We start from the raw sequence: 24,774 nt of genomic DNA on the forward strand, positions 1-24,774 counted from the left end.
TGGGGACGTCAACGTGCGCAATATGCGCCAAACACCGAGGAACAGGTCCGCTCGTCAGCCCTCGAATTTTCGAGGACGACTTCGTCGTTGTCACCCATCGGCCCCCTCCACCACACGGACGTTCGGTTCCTGGATATGTGTTCGTCGAGACCCGTCGACACGTGTCCGGGTTGCCCTCACTATCCGAACCTGAAGCACTCGCCATCGCGCGCGCAGTCTGGCGCGTCTCACGTGTCCTCGACTCGGAGTTGACTCCCGAATTCGTGTTCTCCGCGATCGCCGGGCGAAGCGTCCCCCACTTTCATCAGCACGTTTTCGTCAGGCCCTTCGGTGCTCCGAGTTCAGTGAGCTGGAACGACGTCGATTCATGGGACGAGGCGCCACGCCTCGACGAGGCAGAACTCGCGCTCCTATGCAGGCGAATCTCGCTCGGCTTCGAACCCGGGCAATAGGGCAAAAAGTCGGTGCGCGTTCGGACAGTCCAGCGCGAAACACAATCACTCAATGTCCGATTTGGGTCAATTTCCCCAAAACGAAAGTTCGCTTACCCATACTGAAATGACCGACTGTCCCCGACGTGAGTGGGTCCTCATGGATACCGACGTATTGGTAGCGGGCGCCGGCCCGATCGGTTTGACCACCGCGATCGAGCTGCGCAGACGCGGCATCTCATGCCGAATAGTCGACCCCCTCGACGAACCGCGGCAATACGCGAAAGCCGTCGGGATTCAGCCACGCACTCTCGAACTCTTCGAGAACATGGGGGTGCTCCGCCAGGCACTCGACGCCTCGACACTGATGCGCGGTCAGATCATGTACACGAACGGCGTCGAGGTCGCCCGCGTCGACCTCACGCTCCCCGAGGATGTTCCTTACTGGTTTCTCTGCCTCCCCCAATACTCGACGGAGCGCATCCTCACCGAGCGCCTCGCCGAGCTGGGGACAACCGTCGAACGCGGAGTCGGTCTCACCGCATTCGAACAATCCGACGGCGCCGTCACCTGCACACTCAGCGACGGCAGCACCGTGAATGTCCAGTATCTGGTGGGTTCCGACGGCGCTCACAGCGTGGTCCGCAAAGGGCTTGGCCTGAGCTTCGAGGGCGGCGCGTTTGCCGAAAGCTACATGCTCGGTGACGTCGAAGTCGACTGGTCGATCCCCAGCGGCTACTCCGTCCGCGCCAACCACACCACCGACGACGGAACCACCGACGACCTACTCGTCTGCATCCCACTTCCCGGACACAAGCGGTACCGCATGTCGATGCTCGTTCCGGACGATTTGATGCCGGACGAATCGTCGAACAAAGCCTCTGTACAACACGGTTTTTCAACCGGCAAGACACCTGAACTCCATCACATCCAGGCCGTACTCGACAGACTGTCCCCAGAACCGACAACCGCCTCGATGCTGCGATGGTCCTCGGTCTTCCGCATCAGCCGCCGCATCGTCGACGCTTACGGTCGCGGACGGGTTTTTGTCGCCGGCGACGCCGCGCACATCCATCCCCCGACTGGAGCGCAGGGCATGAACACCGGCATCCAGGACGCCCACAACCTCGCATGGAAGGTAGCGCTCGCCGTCAAAGGCGTTGCAACAGCAGATCTTCTCGAGACCTACGACGCCGAAAGACGGCCGGTCGGTGAAGAAGTCGTCGGGATGACCGTCCGAAATGCTCGAGAAGGAATCGGTTCGGGAGAGTCCTCCATCGACACGGCAATGCGGCGCCAGGCTCAATTGTTGATCGACTACTCGGAGAGTCCGCTGAACACCGGGCGTGATTCTTCGAGTCCACACGTTCAACCGGGCGAGCGTGCACCCGATGCCCGCGGAATGCGCCGAGACGGTGTGCAGTATCCAATTCGGTTGTTCGACTTGCTGTCCGGAGTCGACCACACGTTACTGCTGACTTCGGACGGATCCGCAGAGAGCACCAACAGCCTCGAGAAGGTCGCCGACGCCGCCATTCGATCAGCGCACGGCATGTTGGACGTCTACGCGATAGTGCCACCGGGAACCGTGACCGTCGATTCGCTGGTGCCGATCGTCGAGGACAGCGACTCGCAGCTGTGCGCTGCATACGGGGTCGAAGGCACGGCGGCGCTGGTGATCCGTCCCGACGGCTACCTCGGATTCCGCGGTCACCCGGAGAACGTTTCCGACTACTTCGCGAAAGTGTTTGCCGTCAATCAGGAATGAGCGAAGCGAACATCAACCGGATTTCGGGTGAGAGCTTCATCAACTCGACATAGCCACCCAGCGGCCCGGCGTCGAGGTAGGAGAACTCCATGCCGGCGCCCTCTACCCGACCCTGTTGCACCACCGGCATTTCGCGACGCTCGGCCTCGAGCAACGTCGCCTCGTAATCGTCTGGAACCCAGGCCAGGTGATGAACTCCGACGCCGTGAGTCTCCAGGAATTCCGTGTACAGGTTGCGTCCGGATACTGGTTGGATCAGCTCGAGCTGTTGGCTGCCCGCATATCCGATCGATACGTGCACGACATAGTCCGCGGGCTCCCCGCGATACGTTGTGGTCTCGGGGCCAAAGACGATGCCTGGCATACGCAGCCACCGCTCCACTCCCCACTGCCGAGTGAACTCCTGTTCGGCAGCCTCGATGTCCTCGACCACCCAGCAGATCTGGAAGATCGGTCCCGAGACCAACGGGGTCATGCCATTTTTCCGTTGTCGACCGAGTAGACGGCCCCGTGTATCGCCGAGGCGTCGTCGGAGGCCACGAAAGCCACCATCTTCGCAACGTCCTCGGCTTCCATCAAGCCACGCGGCGACGCAACCTTCATGACGAGATCGAAGTCGACTCCGTCGGGGAAAGTGAATCCGGTGACTTGAGGAGTCATCATGCCGCCGGGGCAGATTGCGTTGACACGCAGAGACTTTCCGGTGAACTCCATCGCCATCGCACGGGTCAGTCCGATGAGTCCGTGCTTGGCAGCACAGTATCCAGCCGAGTACGCCTGCCCTTCCAGCCCCGCGATCGAGGAGACGTTGACGATGTTGCCGCCCCGTTCCAGCAAGTGCGGCAGTGCTGCTCGGGAAAGGAAGAACGGTCCGTTCAGATTGACCGCAAGGTCATGTGCCCATTCGGAATCCGCAATATCCGCCGTATGACGAAGCGAGTGCGATCCCGCCACGTTGACGAGGATGTCGATACCACCGAGCGCGTCGACACACGCTTGCACGGCCACATCACACTGAGCAGAATCCGAGACGTCCGTCGCTGCGTAACGACGCTCACCGTCCGTGCCGACCACCTCGACCATCGACTGCCGCAGCTTTTCCTTGTCACGGGCGATACCGAAAACCTGTGCGCCCCTGCGGTGGAGGATCTCGGTCACCGCGCGCCCCAATCCTGAGGACGCGCCGGTCACCAAGGCCACTTTTCCGGCCAGTACGTCTGCCATGGCCTAGGAAGCCGCTGCTTCGCGCTGGAGTTCCAGCGCGATGTCGATCAACTGATCTTCCTGGCCGCCGACCAACTTGCGCTTGCCTGCGCGCACCAGAAGCTCGGCAGACGACACTCCGTACCGTTCTGCCTGACGCTCGGCATGCTTGAGGAAGCTCGAGTACACGCCGGCGTAGCCCATCATCAGCGCTTGACGATCGAGCAGGCATTCCTGCGGCATTGCCGGGCGCACAACATCTTCGGCTGCATCGGCGATGGCGAAGAAGTCGATACCGGTCTTGACGCCGATCTTGTCGCAAACACCGACGAAGGCCTCGACCGGGGCGTTGCCGGCGCCGGCACCGAATCGACGGGTACTACCGTCGATCTGCTTGGCTCCCGCACGAACTGCCGCAATGGAATTGGCGACGCCCAGGCCCAGGTTCTCGTGGCCGTGGAAGCCGACCTGAGCGTCGTTGCCGAGTTCCTGAACCAGCGCCTCGACGCGATCGGATACCTGCTCGAGCACAAGTGCGCCGGCGGAGTCGACCACGTACACACACTGGCAACCCGCGTCGGCCATGATGCGAGCCTGCTTGGCCAGCTTCTCCGGCGGAATCGAGTGAGCCATCATGAGGAATCCGACTGTTTCGAGTCCACGCTCACGCGCGAGGCCGAAGTGCTGGATGGATACGTCTGCCTCGGTGCAGTGAGTTGCGATGCGGCAGATGGACGCACCGTTGTCCTGTGCGATGACGATGTCGTCCTTGATGCCCAATCCGGGCAGCATCAGGAAGGCGATCTTCGCGTTGGTCGCCGTCTCGACTGCAGCTTTGATCAGTTCCTGCTCGGGAGTCTTCGAGAAGCCGTAGTTGAAGGAGGACCCGCCGAGGCCGTCGCCGTGAGTGACCTCGATGACCGGCACTCCGGCTCCGTCGAGGGCACCGACGATGGCTCGTACTTCTTCGACGGTGAACTGATGACGCTTGTGGTGGGAGCCGTCGCGCAGTGACGTGTCGGTGACGCGGATGTCCCAGCTCGAATCGAAATGAATCATGTCGCTCATGCCTTCACACTCAGAAGCTTCTGGGCGATTTCCTCGCCCACCTTGGTGGCTGCTGCCGTCATGATGTCGAGGTTGCCCGCGTACGGCGGCAGGAAATCGCCTGCGCCTTCGACCTCGACGAACGTGGTGACCGTTGCATAGCCACCGGAAACGACGCTCGGTTTGTCGAACTGCGGTTCGTTGAGCAACCGGTAGCCGGGCACGTACTGCTGGATGTCCTTGACGACGCGGTGAATGGAGTCGGTGATCGCGGCCTGATCGGCGTCTTCGGGGATAGCGCAGAAGATGGTGTCGCGCATGATCATCGGCGGGTCCGCGGGGTTGAGGATGATGATCGCCTTGCCGCGCTGTGCGCCGCCGATGGTCTCGATACCGCGGCTGGTGGTCTTGGTGAACTCGTCGATGTTCGCGCGAGTTCCCGGGCCGGCGGACAACGATGCAACGGAGGCGACGATCTCGGCGTACGCCACGTCGACGACACGCGATACCGCGTAGACGATCGGAATGGTTGCCTGCCCACCGCAGGTGATCATGTTGACGTTGGGTGCGTCCAGGTGTTCACGCAGGTTCGCGGGCGGAACCACAGCCGGGCCGACCGCGGCCGGAGTCAGGTCGATGGCACGGATACCGGCGGCCTCGTAGCGTGGTGCTGCCTCGCGGTGCACGTATGCCGACGTCGCCTCGAAGACCAGGTCCGGTTTCTCCGCCTGGTTCAGCAACCAGTCGACGCCCTCGGCGGAGGTCTCGAGTCCCATCTTGCGGGCGCGCGCCAATCCTTCACTCTCGGGATCGATTCCGATCATCCATCGCGGTTCGAGCCACTCGGAACGCTGCAGTTTGTACAACAGATCGGTACTGATGTTTCCCGATCCGACGATCGCCACACTTGCCTTGGTCATGACTACTCCTACGTGAACTGAAGAGAGACGGAACCGAGGCCGCTGAACTCGGCTCGGAAGTTGTCGCCTGGATGAGCGTCGATCGCTCGCGTGCACGAACCCGGCAGAACGATGTCGCCGGCCTTGAGCCGAACTCCGAACGTGTCGACCTTCTGCGCCAACCACGCGACAGCGGTGACCGGGTTACCGAGAACCGCATCGCTGCGCCCCTCCGCAATCCGCTCGCCGTTGCAGGTCAGCACCGCATCGATCGCCTTGATGTCGATGTCCGACGGGCGAACTCGTTCCTTGCCGAGAATGAACCCGGCGGAGGACGCGTTGTCCGCGATGGTGTCCGAGAGGCCGATCTTCCAGTCCTTGATCCGGCTGTCGATCAACTCGATGGACGGCGCATAGGCGACAGTGGCGTCGATGACGTCTTGTTCGGTGCACCCGGCGCCCGGCAGATCTGCTCCCAGAATGAAGGCGACCTCCACCTCGACGCGTGGGAAGCAGAAGCGCGACGTGTCGACCGGACGGTCCTCGAACTCTTCCATCTCGGCGAGCAGGTGACCGTAATCTGGCTCGTCGACGCCCATCATCTGCTGCATCGCCAGTGACGAGAGCCCGACCTTGTGTCCGACCACCTTTGCGCCACCGGCAACACGACGCCTGATGTTGATGAGCTGGATCTCGTAGGCGTCGACGACGTCGATGTCCGGATACGTGGCGATCAGCGGGCTGATCGGAGCGCGATCCCGTTCCGCCGAATCAAGATGGTCGGCAAGTTCGCCGCGGATCTGCGTCGAGAGCATCGTTCAGGCCTTTCCGACTGTGGAGAATGCGGCTGCATGCTGACCGGCTCGTCGTCCGGAGAACACGCAGTCGGCGAGCGACAAGCCGCTCACATACGAGTTGGAACAGATACCGACGGCGGTACGGCCGGCGGCATACAGGCCAGGGATACCCTCCCCGGCCTCGTTTTTCACCATGCCGGACGATTCGTCGACCACCAATCCACCGAGCGTGAGCATCGGGCACGGATTCATCATGTTGGGCTTGATCGAGACGTCGTACATCGTGAACGGCGCAGACAGTATCGGCCTGACGAAGTCCGACGGTTTGCCCATCGGATCAGGTTGTCCGGCAGCGGCAGCGGAGTTGTGCGCGTCGACGGCGGCTTGAAGGCCGGCGACGTCTATCCCCGCTCTACGGGCGACCTCGGCAATGGTGTTGCCACGCACTGCGGTACGCATCATGCCAGTGGTCTGTACCCGCTGGAACCACATCGACTGGTCACTGATCTGCGATTTCGCTTCGCGAACGAGTTCGGAATCTGCCAGCAGCCAACCGATTCCGTTGCTCTTCTCTGCCATCGCCTGACCGAGAGCGGCACCGTAACGTGACTCGTCGACGATTCGCGCACCGGATTCACCCACCAGGATGGAACCGAGAAAAGCACTCGGCGGGACGATGAATCGCCAGGCGGAAACATTGCCGAGCTTGTCGGTGGCTCCCCCGGCTTCGATACCGAGGTTGATGCCTTTGCCGTCGTCCCCGGAGGTGCCGAGCGGGATACCGCCCTTGTAGGCGGGGGCATGGGTGCGCATCATCTCGCGATTGGACACGAAGCCGCCGGCGCTGAGGATCACGCCGCCGCGTGCCTGGATGCGAATCCGCTTGGCGTGCTTCTTCTCGATCTTCGCGATGAGTGCGTCGAGAATCGTGCGCAACTGCGGTGCGTAGACGCCGGGCTTGGAGGACAGGGACCCGAGCGTCGCGTGACGCCGACGAACTCCGGCAGGTGCGTCACGAAGAGTCAGTACTTCGACGCCGATCACCCGGCCGTCCTCGATGATCAGCCGGTCCGCTCTCGTCTGGCCGAGCAACTGGACGCCCTTGGCCTCCGCGGACTTCGCGAGCGGGCCGTAGAGCATCTTTCCCGACGTGCCACGCCCCTTGGCGCGATGGCCGCGAGGAGCAGGTTTTGCGATGTCACGGAACCCGCCGGCAGATTCGCTACCCGAGAAGTAGAGGTAGTGCTTGTTGCTCGGGTACGACGTCTTGTACGGACAGAGTGAGGCTTCGAACGGCACGCCGTGACTGCGCAGCCAGTCGATCGACGCCGGGCTCTCGTCGACGAACCGGCGCAGAGTCTGCGGCGTCACCGCGTCACCGACCTCGCGGTTCAGGTAGGCGAGCATGGCTTCGGGACTGTCCTCGACACCGGCTTCCTTTTGAATCACGGTGCCGCCGCCGGCGTAGTAGATTCCTCCGGAAATCGTGCTGGCCCCACCACCGAGTGCTCGGTCGATCGCCAAAACCGACGAACCGGCCGCTACCGCTTCGAGCGCCGCACTGGCGCCCGCCACACCGAACCCGACCACAAGGACGTCAACCGAAGTATCCCAGGTCACACCGCACCATCCTCAATTTCACTGCAACGTGTTTCGTTATCAATGACAACGTCCGGAAATACTTCCTGGCAGAAAGCATGGACTGACACCCCCATCATTCTATAACGTGTTCTACATGAGCAAGCAGGAATACGACATCGTCGTCGTCGGCAGTGGTGCCGCAGGTATGACAGCGGCCTTGACCGCAGCCCACCAGGGCTTGAGCGTGGTCATCGTGGAGAAAGCCGCCCACTACGGCGGATCGACCGCCCGTTCCGGTGGTGGGGTCTGGATCCCCAACAACGAGGCACTTCAGGCGGACGGTGTCACCGATACCCCGGAGGCCGCACGTTCCTACCTGCACAGCATCATCGGCGACGTCGTCGCTCCCGAACGCATCGACACCTATCTCGAGCGCGGTCCCGAGATGCTCTCGTTCGTGTTGAAGAACAGCCCCCTCGAACTGCAGTGGGTGCCCGGCTACTCCGACTACTACCCGGAAGCTCCCGGCGGACGCCTCGGTGGCCGCAGTGTCGAGCCCACCCCGTTCGACGGCAACAAGTTGGGCGCCGACCGCAAGAACCTCGAGCCCGACTACGTCAAGGCCCCCAAGAACTTCGTCATCACCCAGGCCGACTACAAGTGGCTCAACCTGCTGATGCGCAATCCTCGCGGACCCCTGCGCGCCATGAAGGTCGGCATGCGATTCCTCGCAGCCAAGGCCACAAAGAAGGATCTGCTGGTTCGCGGCCAGGCACTGGTCGCCGGGATTCGACTCGGACTTCAGTCCGCCGGAGTACCCATCCTGCTGAACACCCCGCTGACCTCCCTGTACACCGAAGACGGCGCAGTTCGCGGCGTCAACGTCCTAATCGACGGCGAGGAGCAGGTCATCCGCGCTCGCCACGGAGTTGTGTTGGGTTCCGGCGGATTCGAGCACAATAAGGAAATGCGTGAGAAGTACCAGCGCGCACCCATCGGCACCGAATGGACCGTCGGCGCGAAGGCAAACACCGGCGACGGCATCCGCGCAGGCCAAGAAGTCGGCGCTGCAGTCGATTTCATGGACGACGCCTGGTGGGGCCCGTCCATTCCGCTGACCGGCGGACCGTGGTTCGCTCTCTCCGAGCGCACCCTCCCGGGCTGCATGATGGTCAACATGTCGGGCAAGCGCTTCGGCAACGAGGCGGCTCCGTACGTCGAGGCAACCCATGCGATGTACGGCGGTGAGTACGGTCAGGGCGAAGGCGCCGGCGAGAACATCCCGACGTGGATGATTCTCGATCAGCGCTACCGCAACCGCTACACGTTTGCCGGTATCACTCCCCGCTCCCCCTTCCCCGGCCGCTGGCTCAAGGCCGGCATCGTGGTCAAGGCGGGAACCATCGCCGAATTGGCCGAGAAGACAGGGCTTCCCGTCGCATCGCTGACCGAAACCGTCGACCGGTTCAACGGCTTCGCACGCAACGGCAAGGACGAGGACTTCGGACGCGGTGACAGTGGTTACGACGCGTACTACGGCGATCCCCGACTGAAGAACCCCAGCCTCGCCGAAATCAGCAAGGCTCCGTTCTACGCCATCAAGATGGTTCCGGGTGACCTCGGCACCAAGGGTGGTATCTGCACCGACGTCAACGGCCGAGCACTACGCGAAGACGGAAGCGTCATCGACGGTCTCTACGCCGCTGGCAACGCGAGCGCTCCGGTCATGGGCCACACCTACGCCGGACCAGGCGCGACCATCGGTCCCGCAATGACTTTCGGTTACCTGGCAGTACTCGACATCGTCGAGCGTGCGAAGAAGGCTGAGAGCACCGAGGCACCGGCAGCTGAAAAGACGGCGGTCGACCATGCCAATTGATCCGAAGATCGCACTCGGCGCCGAGCTTGCGCCACAAGAGTTCTCATGGACACCGTCGGACGTGCAGCACTACCACCTGGCACTAGGGGCAGGTGCTCGGCCGCTCGATCCGAACGAGCTTCGATACCTCGACGACGAAAAGCCTCAGGTACTACCCACCTTTGCCACCGTCGCCGCCAACTTCCACGCCACCGAAGCGCCGAAGGTCTCGTTCCCCGGCGTCGAAATCGATCTGGCGAAGGTAGTCCACGGGAGCCAGGAAGTCACTGTCCATCAGCCGATCCCGGCAAGTGGAAGTGGCCGCACCACAACTCGAATCGCCGAGGTCTGGGACAAGGGCAAGGCCGCGGTGATCGTGCAGGAATCCGTCACGGTCGACGCCGAGGGCAACCCGCTGTGGACAGCTCGCTCGTCCATTTTCGCCCGCGGCGAGGGTGGTTTCGGGGGTGAACGTGGTCCGTCGGAGTCGATTACGCTTCCGGATCGCGAAGCAGATGAGACAGTGGTGACGCCTGTGCTTCCACAGCAGGCTTTGCTGTACCGGATGTGTGGTGATCGGAATCCGTTGCACTCGGATCCGCAATTCGCCTCCGCGGCAGGCTTTCCAGCGCCTATCCTGCATGGACTGTGTACTTACGGAATGGTCTGCAAGACCGCAGTGGATACCATGCTCGACGGCGACAGCAGTCGGGTAGCCGGATTTCGGGCCCGCTTTGCCGGGGTCGTATTTCCCGGCGAGAACTTGAGTATCCAGATCTGGAAAGACAATGGGCGACTCCTGATCTCAGCTTCCGTACTGGAGCGCGAAGCTCCTGCCCTGGCTGACGTAGTTCTCACTCTTGTCTGATACCAACCTGTCTGATACCCACCTGTTAGAACTCACCGTAGTTCTCGAACCCGATGGAGTAGCCCGAAGATGACGGCACAAGACGAAAAGTTCCGACTGTCCCGACGAGGTTTCATGGCCGCTGGAGCCGGCGCCGTGGCAGCGACCGCATTCGCCGGCTGGACGCCGGCCTATGCCGTCCCCGCCGGCTCTTCCGGCTCCGCGGGTGGTCCCGTGTCCACCCTCACGCCGCCGCCTGCCTTCCCCGAAGGCATCGCGCTGTACCAGCAGGCATATCAGAACTGGTCCAAGGAGATCATGCTCGACGCGATCTGGACCTGTTCACCCAAGACGCCCGAAGACGTAGTCCGCCTCGCTAACTGGGGTCATGCCAACGGCTACACCATTCGTCCCCGCGGTGCCATGCACGGCTGGACGCCGCTGACCATAGTCAACGGTGCGCCGGTCGACAAGGTCATCCTCGCCGACACCACGGTCCACCTCACCGGAGTCTCCGTCAACGCCGGTGGCAGCCCAGCCACCGTCACCGCAGGACCCGGCGCGACCCTCGACGCCATCACCACCGCACTGCAGGCACAGGGCCTCGGGTTCGCGAACCTGCCGGCGCCGGGTGTGTTGACCATCGCCGGCTGCCTCGCCGTCGACGCTCACGGTGCAGCGCTCCCCGCCGAAGGCGAAGCACACGTTCCCGGACAGACTTTCGGCTCACTCTCCAACCTCGTCACCTCCCTGACCGCAGTGGTCTGGAACGGCAGTGAGTACGCGCTGAAGACGTATGCACGCAGCGACGCGGCGATCAAGCCGCTGCTGACTCACCTCGGACGCACCTTCCTCACCTCCGTGACCTTGCAGGCCGCTCCCAACTACCGCATGCGCTGCGTCAGCCACACCGACATCGGTTGGCAGGAACTCTTCGGTGCCCGCGGAGCGTCCGGACGTACCTTCGAGAAGTTCGTCCGCGAAAACGGTCGCGCAGAAGCAATCTGGTACCCCTTCACCGAGCGCCCGTGGATGAAGGTGTGGTCACTTGCCCCCACCAAGCCGCCGTTCTCGCGTGAGGTGACCGGGCCCTACAACTACATCTTCTCCGACAACCTCCCGGAGCCGGTCACCGACATGATCGGGCAGATCAACGCCGGAAACCCGGGCATCGCACCGGCATTCGGGCAGATCATGTACGCCACCACCGTTGCCGGACTCGCCGCGACCTTCTCCAACGACCTGTGGGGATGGTCCAAGGACGTCCAGTTCTACATCCGGGCCACCACCCTTCGTCTGACCGAGGGCGGCGGAGCCGTCATCACCTCCCGCGCCAACATCGGCCAGGTCATCCACGACTTCACCCAGTGGTTCAACGGCCGCATGGAGTACTACCGCTCTATCGGACAGTTCCCCCTCAACGGCCCCGTCGAAATCCGTTGCTGCGGCCTCGATCAACCCTCGGACGTCGAGGTCGACTCGGCAGGCGCCCCCACCATCTCGGCCATGCGCCCGCGCCCCGACCATCCGGAATGGGACACCGCCATCTGGCTCAACGTCCTCGGCGTCCCCGGAACCCCCGGCATGTTCGCGTTCTACCGCGAAATGGAACAGTGGATGCGTAATCACTACAACAACAACGACGCCACCTTCCGCCCCGAGTGGTCCAAGGGCTGGGCGTTCGGCCCCGACAAGCCGTACACCGACGCCCCGATCATCACCCAGGGCCTCCCCCAGACCTACCGCGACGGCGTCCCATCGAGCGACAACTGGGACACCGCCAACGCCGCATACAACGCGTTGGATCCGCACAAGGTCTTCAGCAACACCTTCCTGGACCAGTTGCTGCCCTGAGGTCCAAGCACCGGGCACGCACTCTGCCAACTCGACGGTCGTCGCCACTCCCCTACTTTCGGGAGTGCGGCGGCCGTCGTGCGTTGCAGTGAGCGGGATGAAGGAGTCCCCCGCATCCCGACCAGGTAACTGACTCAATCGCGATCAGGATGGATCGCCTCGTGCATACTTTCCACTGCCCTGGCATGAGTTGAGAGCTCGGATCTAGCCGACCGAATCGTGGCGCTGTCGCTGCGTGCCCCCGGCTCGGACGACGACGAGTCCTCTCCGGGGTTCGACGCGCCACCTCCGGGCTGCTCGGAGGAGCCGGTGCGCTCTTCCCTCTCCGCGCGGGCACGCAACAACGACTCGGACTTCGGGGTATTTCGCATCGGAGCATTGTCCCAGATTCATCTCCCATGACTCACATGGAGCGCTCTCACCCCCGGTGACCAGGCCGTTCCTGAACTCCGATACCTAGAAAGTTCGCAACAAAATATCTACAGCGGTCAGGGTAGACATTCTCGCGAGGCTGTTGTATCTTTTTTCTCGTAGCAAGGAACGAGTCAAGAGATGCGGGAGAGATGAACTACCCGCAAGCAGTACCGCAGGGCAGGGACGTGCCGGGGCCGAATTCGTGTGTGAGTGTGTAGTCGGACCCGGCACCCCCCTTCAAAGCGGCTACCGGATGTCTTGTGCGAGTCCGGAAGTTCGAAAGAATGCAGTTATGTAAGTAAGTTCAACCCCATCCGGCCCCCGGCGCACCTCGCGCCGGGACTGCTTACCCCACAACGCTCTGAGGGCGGACATCGCCGCTACTCCCGGTACCAGCTGCGCATCGCGGCCCGCGCGCACGAACTCGTAGCCAACGGCACGGCGCTCGACGCGGCTTGCCGCATCATCATCCTCGAAGACCAACTCACCGAGGCTCGTCGCATCAACGCCGAGCTCCAGCAAGCACAGGACCGACGAGCGGAATCGGACGCAACGCCGGACTGAGGACTGACGTGATCAGGCACTGGGAGTAGCAGTCACCCCTAACCGTCAATCTGTTCCCTCCCCCTTCGAACTGCGCTAAATTCAGTCAATTGGGACATTGCTAGGCGTCGGTTGCTCGATTTCCACATCGAAGGGATCGCAGGCATGAATTCCTCCCACCACCGCACTCGGGTGCGGCTAGCTGCTCTGTCGATCGCCTTGACCGTTGCCATTGCAACCGCTGCGTGCAGTTCCGACGAGGACTCGGCAACAAACACGAGCAGCGCATCTCCCAGCACCGCGAGCAGTCAGGAATCCACCGAGATCGCGGACCTCGTCCGCCGTCAGGTGGCCGACTTGGGCCTCAGTGCCGCCGTGTTCGGAGTGTGGCGGGGCGACGACGAGATTGCTCTCGGTGCCGTCGGAGAGTCCCCTATCGGAGTTCCGGCGACAACCGACATGCAGTTGCGCGTCGGTCAGCCGATGGAACCGATGCTCTCGACAGTCCTGCTGCAACTCGACGAAGAGGGAACGCTTCCCCTCGATCAACCGATCGCGAAGTGGGAACCGAACTTTCCACGCGCAGACACCATCACTCCACGAATGCTGGCAAACAGCACGTCGGGCATCTCCGACTACGTGACCGATCCACAGTTCCTCAAACTCTTCACGGACAACCCGATGAAGGGCTGGACTTCTCAGGAGATCCTGAATCTTGCCAACTCCCGCCCACCGCTGTTCGAACCCGGCACCAGTTGGGCGTACGCGCACAGCGACCTGACGCTGCTCGGCGACGTCATGGAGAAAGCGACTGGAAAACCGCTGGGCGACCTACTTCAGCAGCGCGTCTTCGATCCACTCGGGATGGATCACAGCAGCGTTGTGCTCACGTCGCAGATGGACGAGCCGATTTTGCACGGCTACACCAATGAACGCGGAGTATTCGAAGACTCCACTTTCTGGAATCCGACGGCTTTCCTGCACAGCGGAAACATGAACGCGCCTGTCGCCGACGTCGGAAAGTGGGTGCGCGCACTCGGAACGGGAGAGTTGCTCTCCGACAAAGCTTTCGAGCAGCAGATGGCACCGACGACTGCGGGCTTGGGAAGTATGACGGCGGACAAGTTCTTTTCCTTCGGGACCGGGCACCTCGACGGTTGGCTTGTGATGAACCCGTCGTACGGCGGCTACAATGGGCTTGCGCTCTATTACCCCGACTCGAAGACGACGATCGTCGTCTACGCCACGCTCGGGCCGACAACCAACGCGGACCTCAACAACGCCGTGCCGATGGGCAAGGCGATCGGAACCCTCCTCGAACCGGATCACCCACCGCAGGTCCCGACGCCGTGACGCGCCACACACGCTGGTAGCAAACAGCGTCGGTCGGCAACTTCCTGTTTACGCACGGATTACCTCCAGGACTTATCGCCCCATCACCATTCTCTTCAGTACCGAACGAAACGCGTCGGACCGCGGGTTGTCTCGCCAGTGAACGAGAACGTAGATAGATGGGGACAGGCCCGATGAGGAAATACGCGATGTCAGTGGCATGCACGGTTGCAGTCACAGCGGGGGTGACTCTTGTGATGTCGGTGCCTGCCGGAGCGGACCCGAATGACAGTGGGTCGTGCCCTGCCGGTGCGGTATTCGCGGTCGGCGGAACGTGGGATCCGACGGGACAAACGACGCAACCCGTCACCGACCGCTACGTGGCCCAGGGTTACGCCTCCAAGCCGGTGACCTACCCCGCCAGCTTCTGGCCGCTCGGCGATCAGACGTACGACCAGAGCGTTGCCGCCGGCGCCCAGACGCTTCGCACTGAAGTCAACGCTTTCCACGCTCAGTGCCCGGGCAGCGAGATCGTCGTCACCGGATACTCACAGGGAGCGCGTATTGCCGGCGACGTTCTCGGTGACATCGCACGCGACGGATCCATTCCGCAGTCGCAAGTCGAAGGCGTCCTCTACGCCGACCCTCGCAACTCGGCCGGGGGCATCGAAACCGTAGTGCCCAATGTCGTTCCGGGAGCGACGATGTCCGGAGCACGCGGCGGATTCGGAGACATTGCAGTGCAGGAAGTCTGCATCGAGGGTGACGGCATCTGCAACATGCCCAAGCCGCGTGATGCGCCCGAGGTGTTCGTGGATTCGGTCTTCGGCTACTTCACGAAGCACAACACCTATACGCCGATGATGTCCGAGCCCGCTCCGCCTGCTCCCCCGGCACTGCCGCAGACGCCGTCTGTGCCACTGCAACCCGCTGACGTTGCCACTGCGATCGTGACGCGGGTCGTCGAGAACATCACTCCGTATCTGAGCGCTGCACTCGCCACCGTACTGACGAAGTGAGGACAATCGCCTTTCCGGGAGCTGCAAGTCGACCGACGCGCACAGGCGCAGTCACAGCAGCAATCTCCAGCCTGGCAGGTCAAGGCGTGCCGTCCACCGACAGTGAGACACGCCGAACACGTCTCTCCCGAGATCTCCGTCTCGACCTCACAAGCTGGCGATAACTCTGCATCGATCTGCGAGAGTTCGCGAAGACACCCCGATGGCGAAACTCATACGGTCGTAGCCGTGTAGAACTCCAGGTATAACGTGCAGTTCGCAAGAGACACCTGCCTTGTGAAGACTTTGAGCGTAGGCGATGCCCTCGTCCCTGAGGATGTCGATTTCGGCGACTTCGATGTAGGCCGAAGGAAGCCCGGTTAAATCCTCCAGCCGCGCCGGCACTACAACCGGCGAGACCGTATCGCCTCCGAAAGCGTCGCCCAACACTGCTTTCCAGCAGGTCCAATTGTTGTCATATGTCCACGCGACCATATCTTCCAATCTTGGATCCGGATCGGTCGTGCGGTCGTCGAGCATCGGGTAGATGAGGATCTGTTTCGCCAGTGACACTCCTCGATCACGCGCGAGGATCGCAGTTCCAGCGGCGATGCCACCACCACCACTGTCACCCATGACGGCCACGCGAGTACAGTCCACCCCTAAGTCATCTGCATGCGCGAGAAGCCAACGCAGACCAGCAAACCCGTCCTCTGCCAATCCGGTTCCTGTTTGTTCAGGAGCGACCCGGTAGTCCACAAGCAGCATTGGGACTGTCGATACCTGTACGTAATGGCGTACAAGCCCGTCGTAATAGTCGACTTTGCCGCCGATCATCCCGCCGCCGTGCAGGTATACGACCGCAGGACCCGTGGCCGGTATGCCAGAATCAGTTGAGTACCAGCGTAATTCAATCTGCTTCCCATCCGAGACTGAGACGAAATACGAACGTGCGACCACACCGGCCGACGGAGGCGAAGGAACCTCTGCCATGCCGAGATCAAGCAACGCTCGAAGGGCGAGTGCATCGCCTCGCGCAGGAAGCGCCGGGATGCCATGGGCCATCATTTCCTCTGCCATGGCCGCGACTACCGCAGCAAGCTCCGGATCGATCATGTCCATCGGTGCCATCTTCCGCCCTCTTCAGGATTCAACTGGCCTCCGAGTCGCGCGGGAGGAACTAACGAACAACTGTACGATTGTTTTCGCTAACGGACAACTGTAGGTTTGACGTCGTGCCGCCGAGAGCCGAGGAGGCAGTAGTGGGCAAAACCGGAATAACGCCCGTACCGGTTATACGTGAAAGAGAATCGATCGCTACCCGACCGTCGCCGGTGGTGCACGGCCTTGCCGATCACACGCAGGCGGACGAGTGAACATCAAGACCGCCGCTGGCCCCACGGACCGGATGCAACACATCTCGTCGGCATTCTTCTCACCAAATTGACAGCGACGAGGGACAGCAGTCCTCTGGATTGTCGTTCAACTTCACATACCCTGACCTGGCCCGGCACAAAACGCATCTAAACCGTTTACGCCCCACCGAGTTATCGCCTATCTCCAAAGGGAAAACACACAGCCCGACAATTACCACCTACCGCCCATCACTCAGTCCATAGAACGGAGCAACACACATGCCCAGCAGGACCTACGCGATCACCGGTGCAGGATCCGGGATCGGGAAAGCAACCGCTGATCTTCTCGCTGATTCAGGACACCGGATCATCGGCATCGACCTTCGTGACGCCGACATAAACGTCGACTTGTCGGTCGCCGACGACCGCAGCGCACTGCCGGGTTTGGTAGCCGATCTCGCCCCAGATGGCCTGGACGCCATCCTTGCGATCGCCGGTGGACCTCCCGACGTCAACTACTTCGGCGCAGTGGCTACTCTGAACGGACTACAGCCACTTCTCGCCGACTCGCGCGCACCGCGAGCGGTGGCTGTGACTTCATTCGCGGCCCTCAACGAAGTCGACGACCGACTTCTCGCCGCCTACCTCGAAGGAGACGAGCACAAAGCGGCGGTTGAAACCGAACGAATCACCGCAGCAGGACGGACTGATCTACTCTACCCCTCCTCGAAACGCGCTCTTTCCCAATGGCTTCGGCGCGAGTCGATCACAGCTCGATGGGCAGGGAACGGCATTCCCCTCAATGGTGTTGCGCCCGGTATCATTCGAACACCGATGACGTTCTCGATTTTGGAGAATGCCGACAGTCGTCAATCACTTCTCGACATGGTTCCAATGCCCCTGAACGGTCCTGCCGATGCTCACGTCCCAGCAAGTCTGGTGGCTTGGCTTGCCAGCGAAGAAAACTCACATGTCACCGGACAAGTCATCTTCCTCGACGGCGGTGCCGATGCCACCGTCCGGGGAGATGCAATCTTCTCCGGCAAACAGTGACTACGCACCCCGCCTTCGACGGCGAACCACACACGGCCCCTACTTTGTGGAATCGCTCGAACAGTCCGAGCCGATGCAGTATTGCCCCCGACCCTTGTATCTCTCGCAATTCTCTGTGAACCCCACCGCCGGCAACGGATACTTCGAACGTCGAGTAACTATTGCTATATGACGACGCGTTCTGTGGAGTTTGCTCCGACGGCCGGATTCATCACTGCGCCCCGACGCTCGGCTGGGTACTCCCAGTCGAGCGTCCTTCGTCAACGGCCGTGACCCCGGAACGTCGAAACGACCGACAGAGAAACGGAAACTCAGCCGATCGACGGTCTGTTCACGAACGCCCACCGCCCGTTCGCCAGCGGCGTTTCTCGCAGTTCTTCAGTCCGGAAGAGTACACAAGGTCGCCAACGTGGCAGTGCAGGCTTTGGCTGCCTCTGCGCCCTTCCTCTCGAAATGCTTTGTGAAGTAAGTGATATGGTCCGCGTGCTCATGAAAATGGTGTGGCGTCAATACGATTGAAAACACTGGTACACCAGTATCGAGTTGAACCCTCATGAGCCCATCGATGACCGCAGCCGAAACGAATTCGTGCCGGTAAATGCCACCGTCGACCACCAAGGCGGCAGCCACCACTGCGTCGTATCGACCGCTACCGGCCAACCTCTGGGCATGCAAAGGGATCTCGAACGCTCCAGGCACCTCGAAGCACTCCACATTCTCCTCGCTGTAACCCAATGTCGTCACCTCGTCCAGAAAACCTTTGCGCGCACGGTCGACGATGTTGTGGTGCCATGCGGCCTGAATAAGGGCGATCCGACCTTGACTGCTTTTCATGATGACTCTCTCTCGTATTCATGGCATGGCACTACGGCAGGGTGGAATTCACGTAGCCTTCCGGACATTTCGAATCCTTGACTGCGGTTTCATCTTCGGTGTATCGACGATCCTCCAGTTGTGATCACGCGTCTTGGCCGACATCGTCGGCATCGACCAGAATCTTGCGTATCATCTCGACATCGCAGCCCATTTGCACTATCAGGTCWTCTATCGAGTCGAAAGACTTCACATCACGCACATGTGCAACAAAGGCAACCTCGACCGGAACGCCGTACAGTTCGAGATCGGTGCGGTCCAGCACGTAGCTCTCGATACGCCGATCACGTATGCCCTCGAATGTCGGATTGGTTCCCACGCTGATTGCAGCAGGGTAGATGTCCCGTGTATCCATCCGACGCAGCCAACCAGCGTAAACGCCATCCGCGGGTACATCTTGCTGATCGTCCACCGGTACGTTGGCAGTAGGAAACCCCAGTTGACGGCCTCGCTGGTCACCACGGATCACAACGCCGTGCGCAGAGCACGACGTGACCAAATCCTTGGTCACGTAAAAGATGTCACTTCGGCGAGGGAGGTCACGTACGAGCGATGTTACGGGTGACTCGGCATTTCGGTGGGCGCGAGACTTCGAACGCGTCGCAGATTCGGTTGCCATTTCGATTCCTCCGGAACTAGTGAATATGGATAGACGAGTGGGGCGGCCACGACTGGTGGCCATACTGTGCACGAAGTAGGGCGAAGGATCTTCGTTTTTCCGGCACAGAGGCGCCACTTTCTTATAACCGTCGACCTTTGAACTTTTGGCGACTGCCACGCACGCGCGTGATATCTCGGGCTGCACACTTGATTCTCAGCGTAAGTGGAAGAGCCGAGGCAGAGGTCCCTGGTGACCACTCAACTGATTCACACGTTTCTGATAACCGCTGCTGAGCAACGAGATTCGGATTATTCGTGCGTCAGGACAGTGGCCCCGACGCCGTCCTTTGCACCGTCATTGCATTGGACGGGTGTTCGGCGAGGTATCAGGAAGGTGAGGATCATTGCGACGACGATTCCAGTGACCGCAAGACCGATCGCAATGCCGTAGGCGCTGAGTTGTGGAAATTGCGTGCCTGGCACGACAGAGCTTGACAACACGACTGCAAACGCCGAGATACCCACACTCTTGCAAATCGCCCCGATGACAACGATGACGCCCATTCCTTCGCCCATGTTTTCCTGGGGGAGAAATTCTGCGAGTAAGTTGGGAATCGCCGACAAGATGAAAGTGATTCCGATGCCGCCGAGTATCAACAGCACGACCATCACAGGCAGGGCTTCTCGCAGGAAATAGAAGCCCGGCAGTGTCACGAGTTGGATCCCAATTCCAATTCCGATGGGCGACTTTGCTCCCGATGTCCTGGCGAGCCGGCCGGAAAGCGGGGTGAACAGGAACCCCACGATGGAAAGCACCAGCGCTATTTGGCCGAACTGAGAAGGCGTGAGCCCGAGTCCCACAGGCGCGGCTGTGGGGCCCTGAAACAAAATCGGTTGCAGCAATTGCATTCCACCCAACGCTCCGAATGTCACGAACGCGAAGATACCTAGCGCCAGTGCGTACTGCGGCTTGGCAAGGAGACGAAGGTTCAGCAGAGGGTTCTTCACTCGCAATTCCCATAGGACCCAAATGATTCCGACGACAACTCCAAGTCCGATGCTGCCGAGCACAGTCAAGTCCCCCCACCCTTTTGTCTGTGAAGACGTAGCGCCATAGAGAATCAGGGCAAGAGCAGGAACAAAGAGCGCACCGCCGACGAAGTCGATTCTTTCTCCAACTACTCGGGTGACGGGAGATCGTTCGATACCGACGGCGCACATCAGGGCAGCGAAAGCAGCGAGGGCCGCCGCCACGATGAAGATCGCTTGCCAACCGACGTGCTCGATCAGTAGACCAGAGACGTAGAAGCCAGCTGCGCCGGCCAAAGTCTGAACACCTGCAACGACCGAAAGAGTCACTGGGACACGCCTAGTCAGCACAGCCTCGCGTGCTATACCGAGGACAAGTGGAAGCACCGCGCCAGATACTCCTTGAAGTGTGCGCCCGACAACGACCGCACCGAATGTTCCCACGACCACGCTGACGACCGAGCCGATGATCGACAGCAGCAAGACGATAATCAGCACCTTCTTACGGCCGAAGAGATCACCGAGCCTGCCTCCAATCGCGGCGGACGCTCCGACCATCAAATAGAATCCCGTAAAAGCCCATCCGATGTCGGCCGTAGTGACATCGAAGTCTGCGATCAGTTTCGGTACGACCGCGATGAGCATGCCTGCCTCGAAGGCTCCGGTCGACTCCGCGGCGACCATAGCCGTCAGAACCAGCGAGTAAGGTTTCCGACGAGACCCCACCGGCGTAGTCCGCGCTGTTGATCCATCCATTTTTCGCTTTTTCCTTTTCCTGTTCGGGCCACGAAAAGCCCCGAGCATCTGCCATCAGGGAAAGACTGTGAATGAGCCTGGTGAAGCGCCGGTCCAGGCGGGTAATCGCGTGATCCCGACGATTGAAATGTTCAACGTCGCCTCCACGAAAGATTACCTCGATGCACCGCTGACAATTTCTGTGCAGCAATAGAATTCGTGTACTGAGCACCGCTCTTTTCGAAGGAGTGCGGTGCAGTTCCCGGGGCGCCGCACCCCGGGTCCTGCACTGGACCGATTATCCGAAGTCGTGGTACTCGACGACCACACCATCACGGAAGGTCAGAAATGTGGCAAGATCGAGGCTGATTTTTTCGCCCGCAGCAGCCATACCTGGAACGTCCACAGTCGGGGTGACTGTCCAGGTGTGGCGGACAACGACTCGGTCGGGACCGAGGATGTCCAGTGATTGGCGGTCAACGAAGGTCTTGCCCGGCATCATCTGCCCCGACGCTTCGAACATCGCCATGATCGCCGACCGTCCCGCCAACGTCCCCCCGCGATTGTGGTGAGTCAGCGCGGCATCCTCACCGAACACTGCTTCGAGGCGGCTGAGATCTCCACTGTTGTAGGCATCGATGAACTTCTCGGCGTCTGCTTTCAGGTCGATGGTTTGATTGCTCATGTTCACTCCTCATGGTCAAAAGATGTGCCGACTATGTCCGTCTGAACAGAGTCGCTCTGGGAAACTACTGCCCAATGTCGATGGAAAGTTGTCAGATCCACTGGGGACTAACGCTTTACAGAAGTTTGCCGACAAGTACGGGCGATGATCATGCCGATTCCTCGACCGAGCTCCTGAAATACTCGAGCTGTCGACGCCTCAGCGACCGCGACGGACATCCTTGTACGGAAGGTCCCGGTCGGCCGAGTACTCACGCGGCATCCCGAGTACTCGCTCCGCGATGATATTGCGGGCGATCTCGGTGGTGCCGCCACCCATACAGGCTGCCTGTCGCGTGATGAACGTTTCGCCGATCGCGCGGTCACCGATTGTGCCCACCGGGGAAACGATCCCGTGCGAGCCACCGATCTCGAGTGCGATCTCGGTTTCGCGAAGGTGCCCCATACCGTGGAACAAACGAATGATCGAAGCGGACGACCCCGGCAGGTTCTCTGTTCGCATGCCTCCAACAACACGTTCGACCAGATGCTGCTGCACCTTGCCCAGCGCATGTGATTCTGCGATCAGCTCCCGCACGTGACGGTCCTCCGACCGACCAGTTCTGCGAGCGATATCGATCATTCCCTCGGTTGGCGAGCGCCGCTTCGGCCCCATCAGCTTTCCGCTGACGTACTGAGAGCCACCGCCTACGGAGTTGCGCTCATGGAACATCTGACGCGATGCCACTTCCCAACCGCCGTTGATCTCGCCGACAACGTTCTCGACAGGAACCTCGACGTTGTCGAAGAATTCCTGACAGAACTCCTCATTTCCGTTCACCTGCCTGATGCGACGAATCTCGACACCAGGTTGCTTCACCTTGAGGAGGAACATCGTCAAGCCTCGATGCTTAGGTGCATCCCAGTCGGTACGCGCGAGGCAAAGTGCGTAATCCGCGGAATAGGCCCACGAACTCCAGATCTTCGAGCCGTTGAGAATAAAGACATCACCATCGCGAGTGGCGCGGGTGACCACCCCGGCGAGGTCGGATCCACAACTGGGTTCGGAGAGAAACTGCACCAGCGCTTCCTCTCCGCGGATCATCGCCGACAAGTGCGTCTTCTTCTGCTCTTCCGTACCCATATCGAGGATGGTCGGTCCACAAATGCTAAACGTCGGCGAGTTGAGCAACTGCGGCATCTCGTAGCCGACAACCTCTTCGTTGAAGGCATTCTGGTGCGCAGGCGTCAGACCTTGACCGTCATATTCCTTCGGATAGCACAAACCTGCAAACCCGCCGCTGTACAACAACTTCTGCAGTTCACTGGCGCGTTCCCACGCAGCTTCGTCGTAGTCTTCGCTCTCAGGTTCTTCGCCGGTCACCGGCTTTGCCGGAGGTAGGTTAGCTGCAATCCACTTCTTGGCTCGCGCCCGGAAGGACTCGACGTCCTCGATAGCGTCAATCTCTGTCGGTGATCCCATAATGACTCCCCTTTGTGTCATACGCCGATGATCGTGGCGAGACGCTCACGATGCTCGGATGGTGTGCCCCAGCTGACCCGATTCACCGTCGCGCGGCGCAGGTATAGGTGGATGTCGTGTTCCCAGGTGATTCCGATTCCGCCATGCAGTTGGACGCAATCCTGAATGATGTCGGTTGCGACCTGTCCGATGTAGGACTTCGCGATGCTCACCAATTCAGCGGCCTCAGGTGATCGGTTCTGTACCGCGCGCGCTGCGGCGGTAGTAGTACCCTGCGAAGCTTCGAGCCACATCTTCATATCGGCGACACGATGCTTGAGCGCCTGGTATGAGGCGAGCGGGCGACCGAACGAATATCGATCGAACATCCACTGGAGGGTGTCCTCGAGCACGCGGCCGATGACCCCAACGAGTTCAGCACACTGAAGCACAATCGCGATTTGCAACTGTCGCTCGATCGCCTGCTCGGTCTCGCCACCCGAAAAGACCAGTGCCGAACTGGGGATCCGCACACCATCGAAGCTAACCTGCGAGTACCGGCGAACAAGATCGATACCCATCAAAGGGGTGATCGTCAATCCCGGCAGGTCAGCAGGCACGAGATATTGGGCAAGCCCGTCGTCGCGGCGCGCAGTCACGAGCATGTACTCCGATTGCTCGGCAGACTCGACCCGATCTTTGACGCCGGTCAACACGACTTCGTCGCCGTCCGAGCTGGCTACCAGCTGAGTACCAGCGGGATCCCAGCCTCGGTCGATCTCACACATGGCATACGTAGCGACCGCGTCCCCCGCCATAAGTTGTTCAATTGTTTTCATGTGCGCGGGCGCGTTGCTTGATTCCGACAGAGCGGCGGCCACCACGTTCGCCACAACAAGCGGTCCGGGTGATACCAGTCGACCCATCTCTTCCGCGACGATCGCCATGTCCAGCAACCCAGCCCCCGAAATGCTGTCGCCGCCGGACTTCTCGCTCACCAACATCGACATCCAGCCGAGGTTGGCACCTCGCTGCCACCAGTCACGATCGAAGCCTTTGCCGTTTTCGGCCAGCTCACGAACCTTCTCCAGCGATGATTCCTTTTCCAGAAAGTCCTTGGTCGTCCCGCGGAACAGTTCCTGATCCGGGGTTAGTTCGAACTCCACCGAGTCTCCTCCTAAATGCCTACCCGTCCGGGCTTCGCCGGTACGGCCATCGAGCGCCTGTCACTTGCCGCCGCTAAAGCCCCTGAAAACTGTTGCGACAGAATTCTCTTCGTCTCCGCTGTGGGACCTAGGCCAGTAGCTCAGCCGCACTGTCAGGGGTTTATCGAGCGCGGCGTGTGAAGTGACACCGATTCGAGCACTCTCGACACGATGCATCGAATGTTCGAATATCATCAATATATGGAGGGCGCCTACTGCCGTCAAGA

Annotated in this window: 24 protein-coding genes; 10 read left to right on the forward strand and 14 right to left on the reverse strand. The window is 60.9% G+C overall.

The window, feature by feature from the left end:
* The first annotated feature begins 137 nt into the window (after positions 1-137).
* Together AC1DWA_RS12700 and AC1DWA_RS12705 are read left to right on the forward strand one after the other, a co-directional pair.
* Positions 138-452, forward strand: coding sequence for an HIT family protein (locus AC1DWA_RS12700; RefSeq protein ID WP_428689820.1), 315 nt, complete (start codon positions 138-140; stop codon positions 450-452).
* A 139-nt stretch (positions 453-591) separates the two neighbouring features.
* On the forward strand, positions 592-2,199 hold the full coding sequence (locus AC1DWA_RS12705) for an FAD-dependent monooxygenase (RefSeq protein WP_477846425.1): 1,608 nt from the start codon (positions 592-594) through the stop codon (positions 2,197-2,199).
* On the opposite strand, the gene AC1DWA_RS12710 is transcribed toward AC1DWA_RS12705, so the two are convergent.
* Genes AC1DWA_RS12710 through AC1DWA_RS12735 form a run of 6 tightly spaced genes read right to left on the reverse strand, consistent with a single transcriptional unit; the run spans position 2,186 to position 7,765 of the window.
* Positions 2,186-2,674 (reverse strand): VOC family protein, encoded by a 489-nt coding sequence (locus tag AC1DWA_RS12710; protein ID WP_020968426.1) that lies wholly within the window; start codon positions 2,672-2,674, stop codon positions 2,186-2,188. The genes AC1DWA_RS12705 and AC1DWA_RS12710 overlap by 14 nt on opposite strands.
* Positions 2,671-3,423 (reverse strand): SDR family NAD(P)-dependent oxidoreductase, encoded by a 753-nt coding sequence (locus AC1DWA_RS12715; RefSeq protein ID WP_020968425.1) that lies wholly within the window; start codon positions 3,421-3,423, stop codon positions 2,671-2,673. The genes AC1DWA_RS12710 and AC1DWA_RS12715 overlap by 4 nt, the downstream gene beginning before the upstream one ends.
* Positions 3,424-3,426: 3 nt before the next feature.
* Entirely contained in the window at positions 3,427-4,470 is a 1,044-nt protein-coding gene (gene dmpG, locus AC1DWA_RS12720) for a 4-hydroxy-2-oxovalerate aldolase (protein ID WP_020906144.1), read from the reverse strand.
* Complete coding sequence (locus AC1DWA_RS12725; RefSeq protein WP_019746894.1) at positions 4,467-5,369, reverse strand: acetaldehyde dehydrogenase (acetylating); 903 nt, start codon at positions 5,367-5,369, stop codon at positions 4,467-4,469. Before AC1DWA_RS12725 ends, dmpG begins: the two co-directional genes overlap by 4 nt.
* Positions 5,370-5,377: 8 nt before the next feature.
* Positions 5,378-6,163 (reverse strand): 2-keto-4-pentenoate hydratase, encoded by a 786-nt coding sequence (locus AC1DWA_RS12730; protein WP_003945480.1) that lies wholly within the window; start codon positions 6,161-6,163, stop codon positions 5,378-5,380.
* Between the two features lie 3 nt (positions 6,164-6,166).
* The gene (locus AC1DWA_RS12735) at positions 6,167-7,765 is read right to left on the reverse strand and encodes an FAD-binding protein (protein WP_477846378.1); all 1,599 of its coding nucleotides are present in this window, start codon (positions 7,763-7,765) and stop codon (positions 6,167-6,169) included.
* Between the two features lie 115 nt (positions 7,766-7,880).
* On the opposite strand from AC1DWA_RS12735, the gene kstD reads away from it, so the two are divergent.
* The 3 genes from kstD (at position 7,881) to AC1DWA_RS12750 (ending at position 12,285) form a co-directional block, all read left to right on the forward strand.
* A complete protein-coding gene (gene kstD, locus AC1DWA_RS12740; protein ID WP_172932259.1) occupies positions 7,881-9,605 on the forward strand; it encodes a 3-oxosteroid 1-dehydrogenase in 1,725 nt (574 codons plus the stop codon).
* On the forward strand, positions 9,595-10,452 hold the full coding sequence (locus AC1DWA_RS12745) for a MaoC/PaaZ C-terminal domain-containing protein (protein WP_003945880.1): 858 nt from the start codon (positions 9,595-9,597) through the stop codon (positions 10,450-10,452). Before kstD ends, AC1DWA_RS12745 begins: the two co-directional genes overlap by 11 nt.
* A 69-nt stretch (positions 10,453-10,521) precedes the next feature.
* Complete coding sequence (locus tag AC1DWA_RS12750) at positions 10,522-12,285, forward strand: cholesterol oxidase substrate-binding domain-containing protein (protein WP_205907393.1); 1,764 nt, start codon at positions 10,522-10,524, stop codon at positions 12,283-12,285.
* A 134-nt stretch (positions 12,286-12,419) separates the two neighbouring features.
* On the opposite strand, the gene AC1DWA_RS12755 is transcribed toward AC1DWA_RS12750, so the two are convergent.
* On the reverse strand, positions 12,420-12,656 hold the full coding sequence (locus tag AC1DWA_RS12755) for a hypothetical protein (protein WP_127159965.1): 237 nt from the start codon (positions 12,654-12,656) through the stop codon (positions 12,420-12,422).
* Positions 12,657-13,011: 355 nt separating this feature from the next.
* Here AC1DWA_RS12755 and AC1DWA_RS12760 point away from each other — a divergent pair, with 355 nt between their 5' ends.
* The 3 genes from AC1DWA_RS12760 to AC1DWA_RS12770 all read left to right on the forward strand — a co-directional run bounded on the left by AC1DWA_RS12760 (position 13,012) and on the right by AC1DWA_RS12770 (position 15,593).
* Entirely contained in the window at positions 13,012-13,263 is a 252-nt protein-coding gene (locus AC1DWA_RS12760; RefSeq protein ID WP_477916700.1) for a MerR family transcriptional regulator, read from the forward strand.
* Between the two features lie 144 nt (positions 13,264-13,407).
* A complete protein-coding gene (locus tag AC1DWA_RS12765; RefSeq protein WP_279163063.1) occupies positions 13,408-14,595 on the forward strand; it encodes a serine hydrolase domain-containing protein in 1,188 nt (395 codons plus the stop codon).
* Between the two features lie 188 nt (positions 14,596-14,783).
* Positions 14,784-15,593, forward strand: coding sequence for a PE-PPE domain-containing protein (locus AC1DWA_RS12770; protein WP_020968420.1), 810 nt, complete (start codon positions 14,784-14,786; stop codon positions 15,591-15,593).
* Between the two features lie 147 nt (positions 15,594-15,740).
* Here the strand turns inward: AC1DWA_RS12770 and AC1DWA_RS12775 are convergent, their stop codons facing one another.
* The gene (locus AC1DWA_RS12775) at positions 15,741-16,694 is read right to left on the reverse strand and encodes an alpha/beta hydrolase (RefSeq protein WP_477846379.1); all 954 of its coding nucleotides are present in this window, start codon (positions 16,692-16,694) and stop codon (positions 15,741-15,743) included.
* 512 nt (positions 16,695-17,206) lie between these two features.
* On the opposite strand from AC1DWA_RS12775, the gene AC1DWA_RS12780 reads away from it, so the two are divergent.
* Complete coding sequence (locus tag AC1DWA_RS12780; protein WP_477846380.1) at positions 17,207-17,980, forward strand: SDR family oxidoreductase; 774 nt, start codon at positions 17,207-17,209, stop codon at positions 17,978-17,980.
* A 378-nt stretch (positions 17,981-18,358) separates the two neighbouring features.
* Here the strand turns inward: AC1DWA_RS12780 and AC1DWA_RS12785 are convergent, their stop codons facing one another.
* The 3 genes from AC1DWA_RS12785 to AC1DWA_RS12795 all read right to left on the reverse strand — a co-directional run bounded on the left by AC1DWA_RS12785 (position 18,359) and on the right by AC1DWA_RS12795 (position 21,238).
* Positions 18,359-18,814, reverse strand: coding sequence for a 6,7-dimethyl-8-ribityllumazine synthase (locus AC1DWA_RS12785; protein WP_477846381.1), 456 nt, complete (start codon positions 18,812-18,814; stop codon positions 18,359-18,361).
* A 124-nt stretch (positions 18,815-18,938) separates the two neighbouring features.
* Complete coding sequence (locus AC1DWA_RS12790) at positions 18,939-19,364, reverse strand: riboflavin kinase (RefSeq protein WP_477916689.1); 426 nt, start codon at positions 19,362-19,364, stop codon at positions 18,939-18,941.
* Positions 19,365-19,762: 398 nt separating this feature from the next.
* A complete protein-coding gene (locus AC1DWA_RS12795) occupies positions 19,763-21,238 on the reverse strand; it encodes an MFS transporter (protein WP_477846383.1) in 1,476 nt (491 codons plus the stop codon).
* A 67-nt stretch (positions 21,239-21,305) separates the two neighbouring features.
* Here AC1DWA_RS12795 and AC1DWA_RS12800 point away from each other — a divergent pair, with 67 nt between their 5' ends.
* Positions 21,306-21,431, forward strand: a complete 126-nt coding sequence (locus tag AC1DWA_RS12800) for a hypothetical protein (RefSeq protein ID WP_477916691.1) — start codon at positions 21,306-21,308, stop codon at positions 21,429-21,431.
* Positions 21,432-21,515: 84 nt separating this feature from the next.
* On the opposite strand, the gene AC1DWA_RS12805 is transcribed toward AC1DWA_RS12800, so the two are convergent.
* From AC1DWA_RS12805 to AC1DWA_RS12815, 3 genes are all read right to left on the reverse strand, one after another.
* A complete protein-coding gene (locus AC1DWA_RS12805) occupies positions 21,516-21,902 on the reverse strand; it encodes a nuclear transport factor 2 family protein (RefSeq protein WP_477846384.1) in 387 nt (128 codons plus the stop codon).
* Positions 21,903-22,100: 198 nt separating this feature from the next.
* Positions 22,101-23,363, reverse strand: a complete 1,263-nt coding sequence (locus AC1DWA_RS12810) for an acyl-CoA dehydrogenase family protein (RefSeq protein WP_477846385.1) — start codon at positions 23,361-23,363, stop codon at positions 22,101-22,103.
* Positions 23,364-23,380: 17 nt separating this feature from the next.
* Positions 23,381-24,508, reverse strand: a complete 1,128-nt coding sequence (locus AC1DWA_RS12815) for an acyl-CoA dehydrogenase family protein (RefSeq protein ID WP_477846386.1) — start codon at positions 24,506-24,508, stop codon at positions 23,381-23,383.
* Between the last annotated feature and the right edge of the window lie 266 nt (positions 24,509-24,774).

This window comes from Rhodococcus sp. P4_F3_2, from assembly GCF_056401335.1.

Bases quoted from the DNA above. Each gene is read 5' to 3' on its own strand.
- AC1DWA_RS12705 (WP_477846425.1), top strand. From the start codon at position 592: ATGGATACCGACGTATTGGTAGCGGGCGCCGGCCCGATCGGTTTGACC.
- AC1DWA_RS12710 (WP_020968426.1), bottom strand. From the start codon at position 2,674: ATGACCCCGTTGGTCTCGGGACCGATCTTCCAGATCTGCTGGGTGGTC.
- AC1DWA_RS12715 (WP_020968425.1), bottom strand. From the start codon at position 3,423: ATGGCAGACGTACTGGCCGGAAAAGTGGCCTTGGTGACCGGCGCGTCC.
- dmpG (WP_020906144.1), bottom strand. From the start codon at position 4,470: ATGAGCGACATGATTCATTTCGATTCGAGCTGGGACATCCGCGTCACC.
- AC1DWA_RS12725 (WP_019746894.1), bottom strand. From the start codon at position 5,369: ATGACCAAGGCAAGTGTGGCGATCGTCGGATCGGGAAACATCAGTACC.
- AC1DWA_RS12730 (WP_003945480.1), bottom strand. From the start codon at position 6,163: ATGCTCTCGACGCAGATCCGCGGCGAACTTGCCGACCATCTTGATTCG.
- kstD (WP_172932259.1), top strand. From the start codon at position 7,881: ATGAGCAAGCAGGAATACGACATCGTCGTCGTCGGCAGTGGTGCCGCA.
- AC1DWA_RS12745 (WP_003945880.1), top strand. From the start codon at position 9,595: ATGCCAATTGATCCGAAGATCGCACTCGGCGCCGAGCTTGCGCCACAA.
- AC1DWA_RS12750 (WP_205907393.1), top strand. From the start codon at position 10,522: ATGACGGCACAAGACGAAAAGTTCCGACTGTCCCGACGAGGTTTCATG.
- AC1DWA_RS12755 (WP_127159965.1), bottom strand. From the start codon at position 12,656: ATGCGAAATACCCCGAAGTCCGAGTCGTTGTTGCGTGCCCGCGCGGAG.
- AC1DWA_RS12765 (WP_279163063.1), top strand. From the start codon at position 13,408: ATGAATTCCTCCCACCACCGCACTCGGGTGCGGCTAGCTGCTCTGTCG.
- AC1DWA_RS12770 (WP_020968420.1), top strand. From the start codon at position 14,784: ATGTCAGTGGCATGCACGGTTGCAGTCACAGCGGGGGTGACTCTTGTG.
- AC1DWA_RS12775 (WP_477846379.1), bottom strand. From the start codon at position 16,694: ATGGACATGATCGATCCGGAGCTTGCTGCGGTAGTCGCGGCCATGGCA.
- AC1DWA_RS12780 (WP_477846380.1), top strand. From the start codon at position 17,207: ATGCCCAGCAGGACCTACGCGATCACCGGTGCAGGATCCGGGATCGGG.
- AC1DWA_RS12785 (WP_477846381.1), bottom strand. From the start codon at position 18,814: ATGAAAAGCAGTCAAGGTCGGATCGCCCTTATTCAGGCCGCATGGCAC.
- AC1DWA_RS12795 (WP_477846383.1), bottom strand. From the start codon at position 21,238: ATGGATGGATCAACAGCGCGGACTACGCCGGTGGGGTCTCGTCGGAAA.
- AC1DWA_RS12805 (WP_477846384.1), bottom strand. From the start codon at position 21,902: ATGAGCAATCAAACCATCGACCTGAAAGCAGACGCCGAGAAGTTCATC.
- AC1DWA_RS12810 (WP_477846385.1), bottom strand. From the start codon at position 23,363: ATGGGATCACCGACAGAGATTGACGCTATCGAGGACGTCGAGTCCTTC.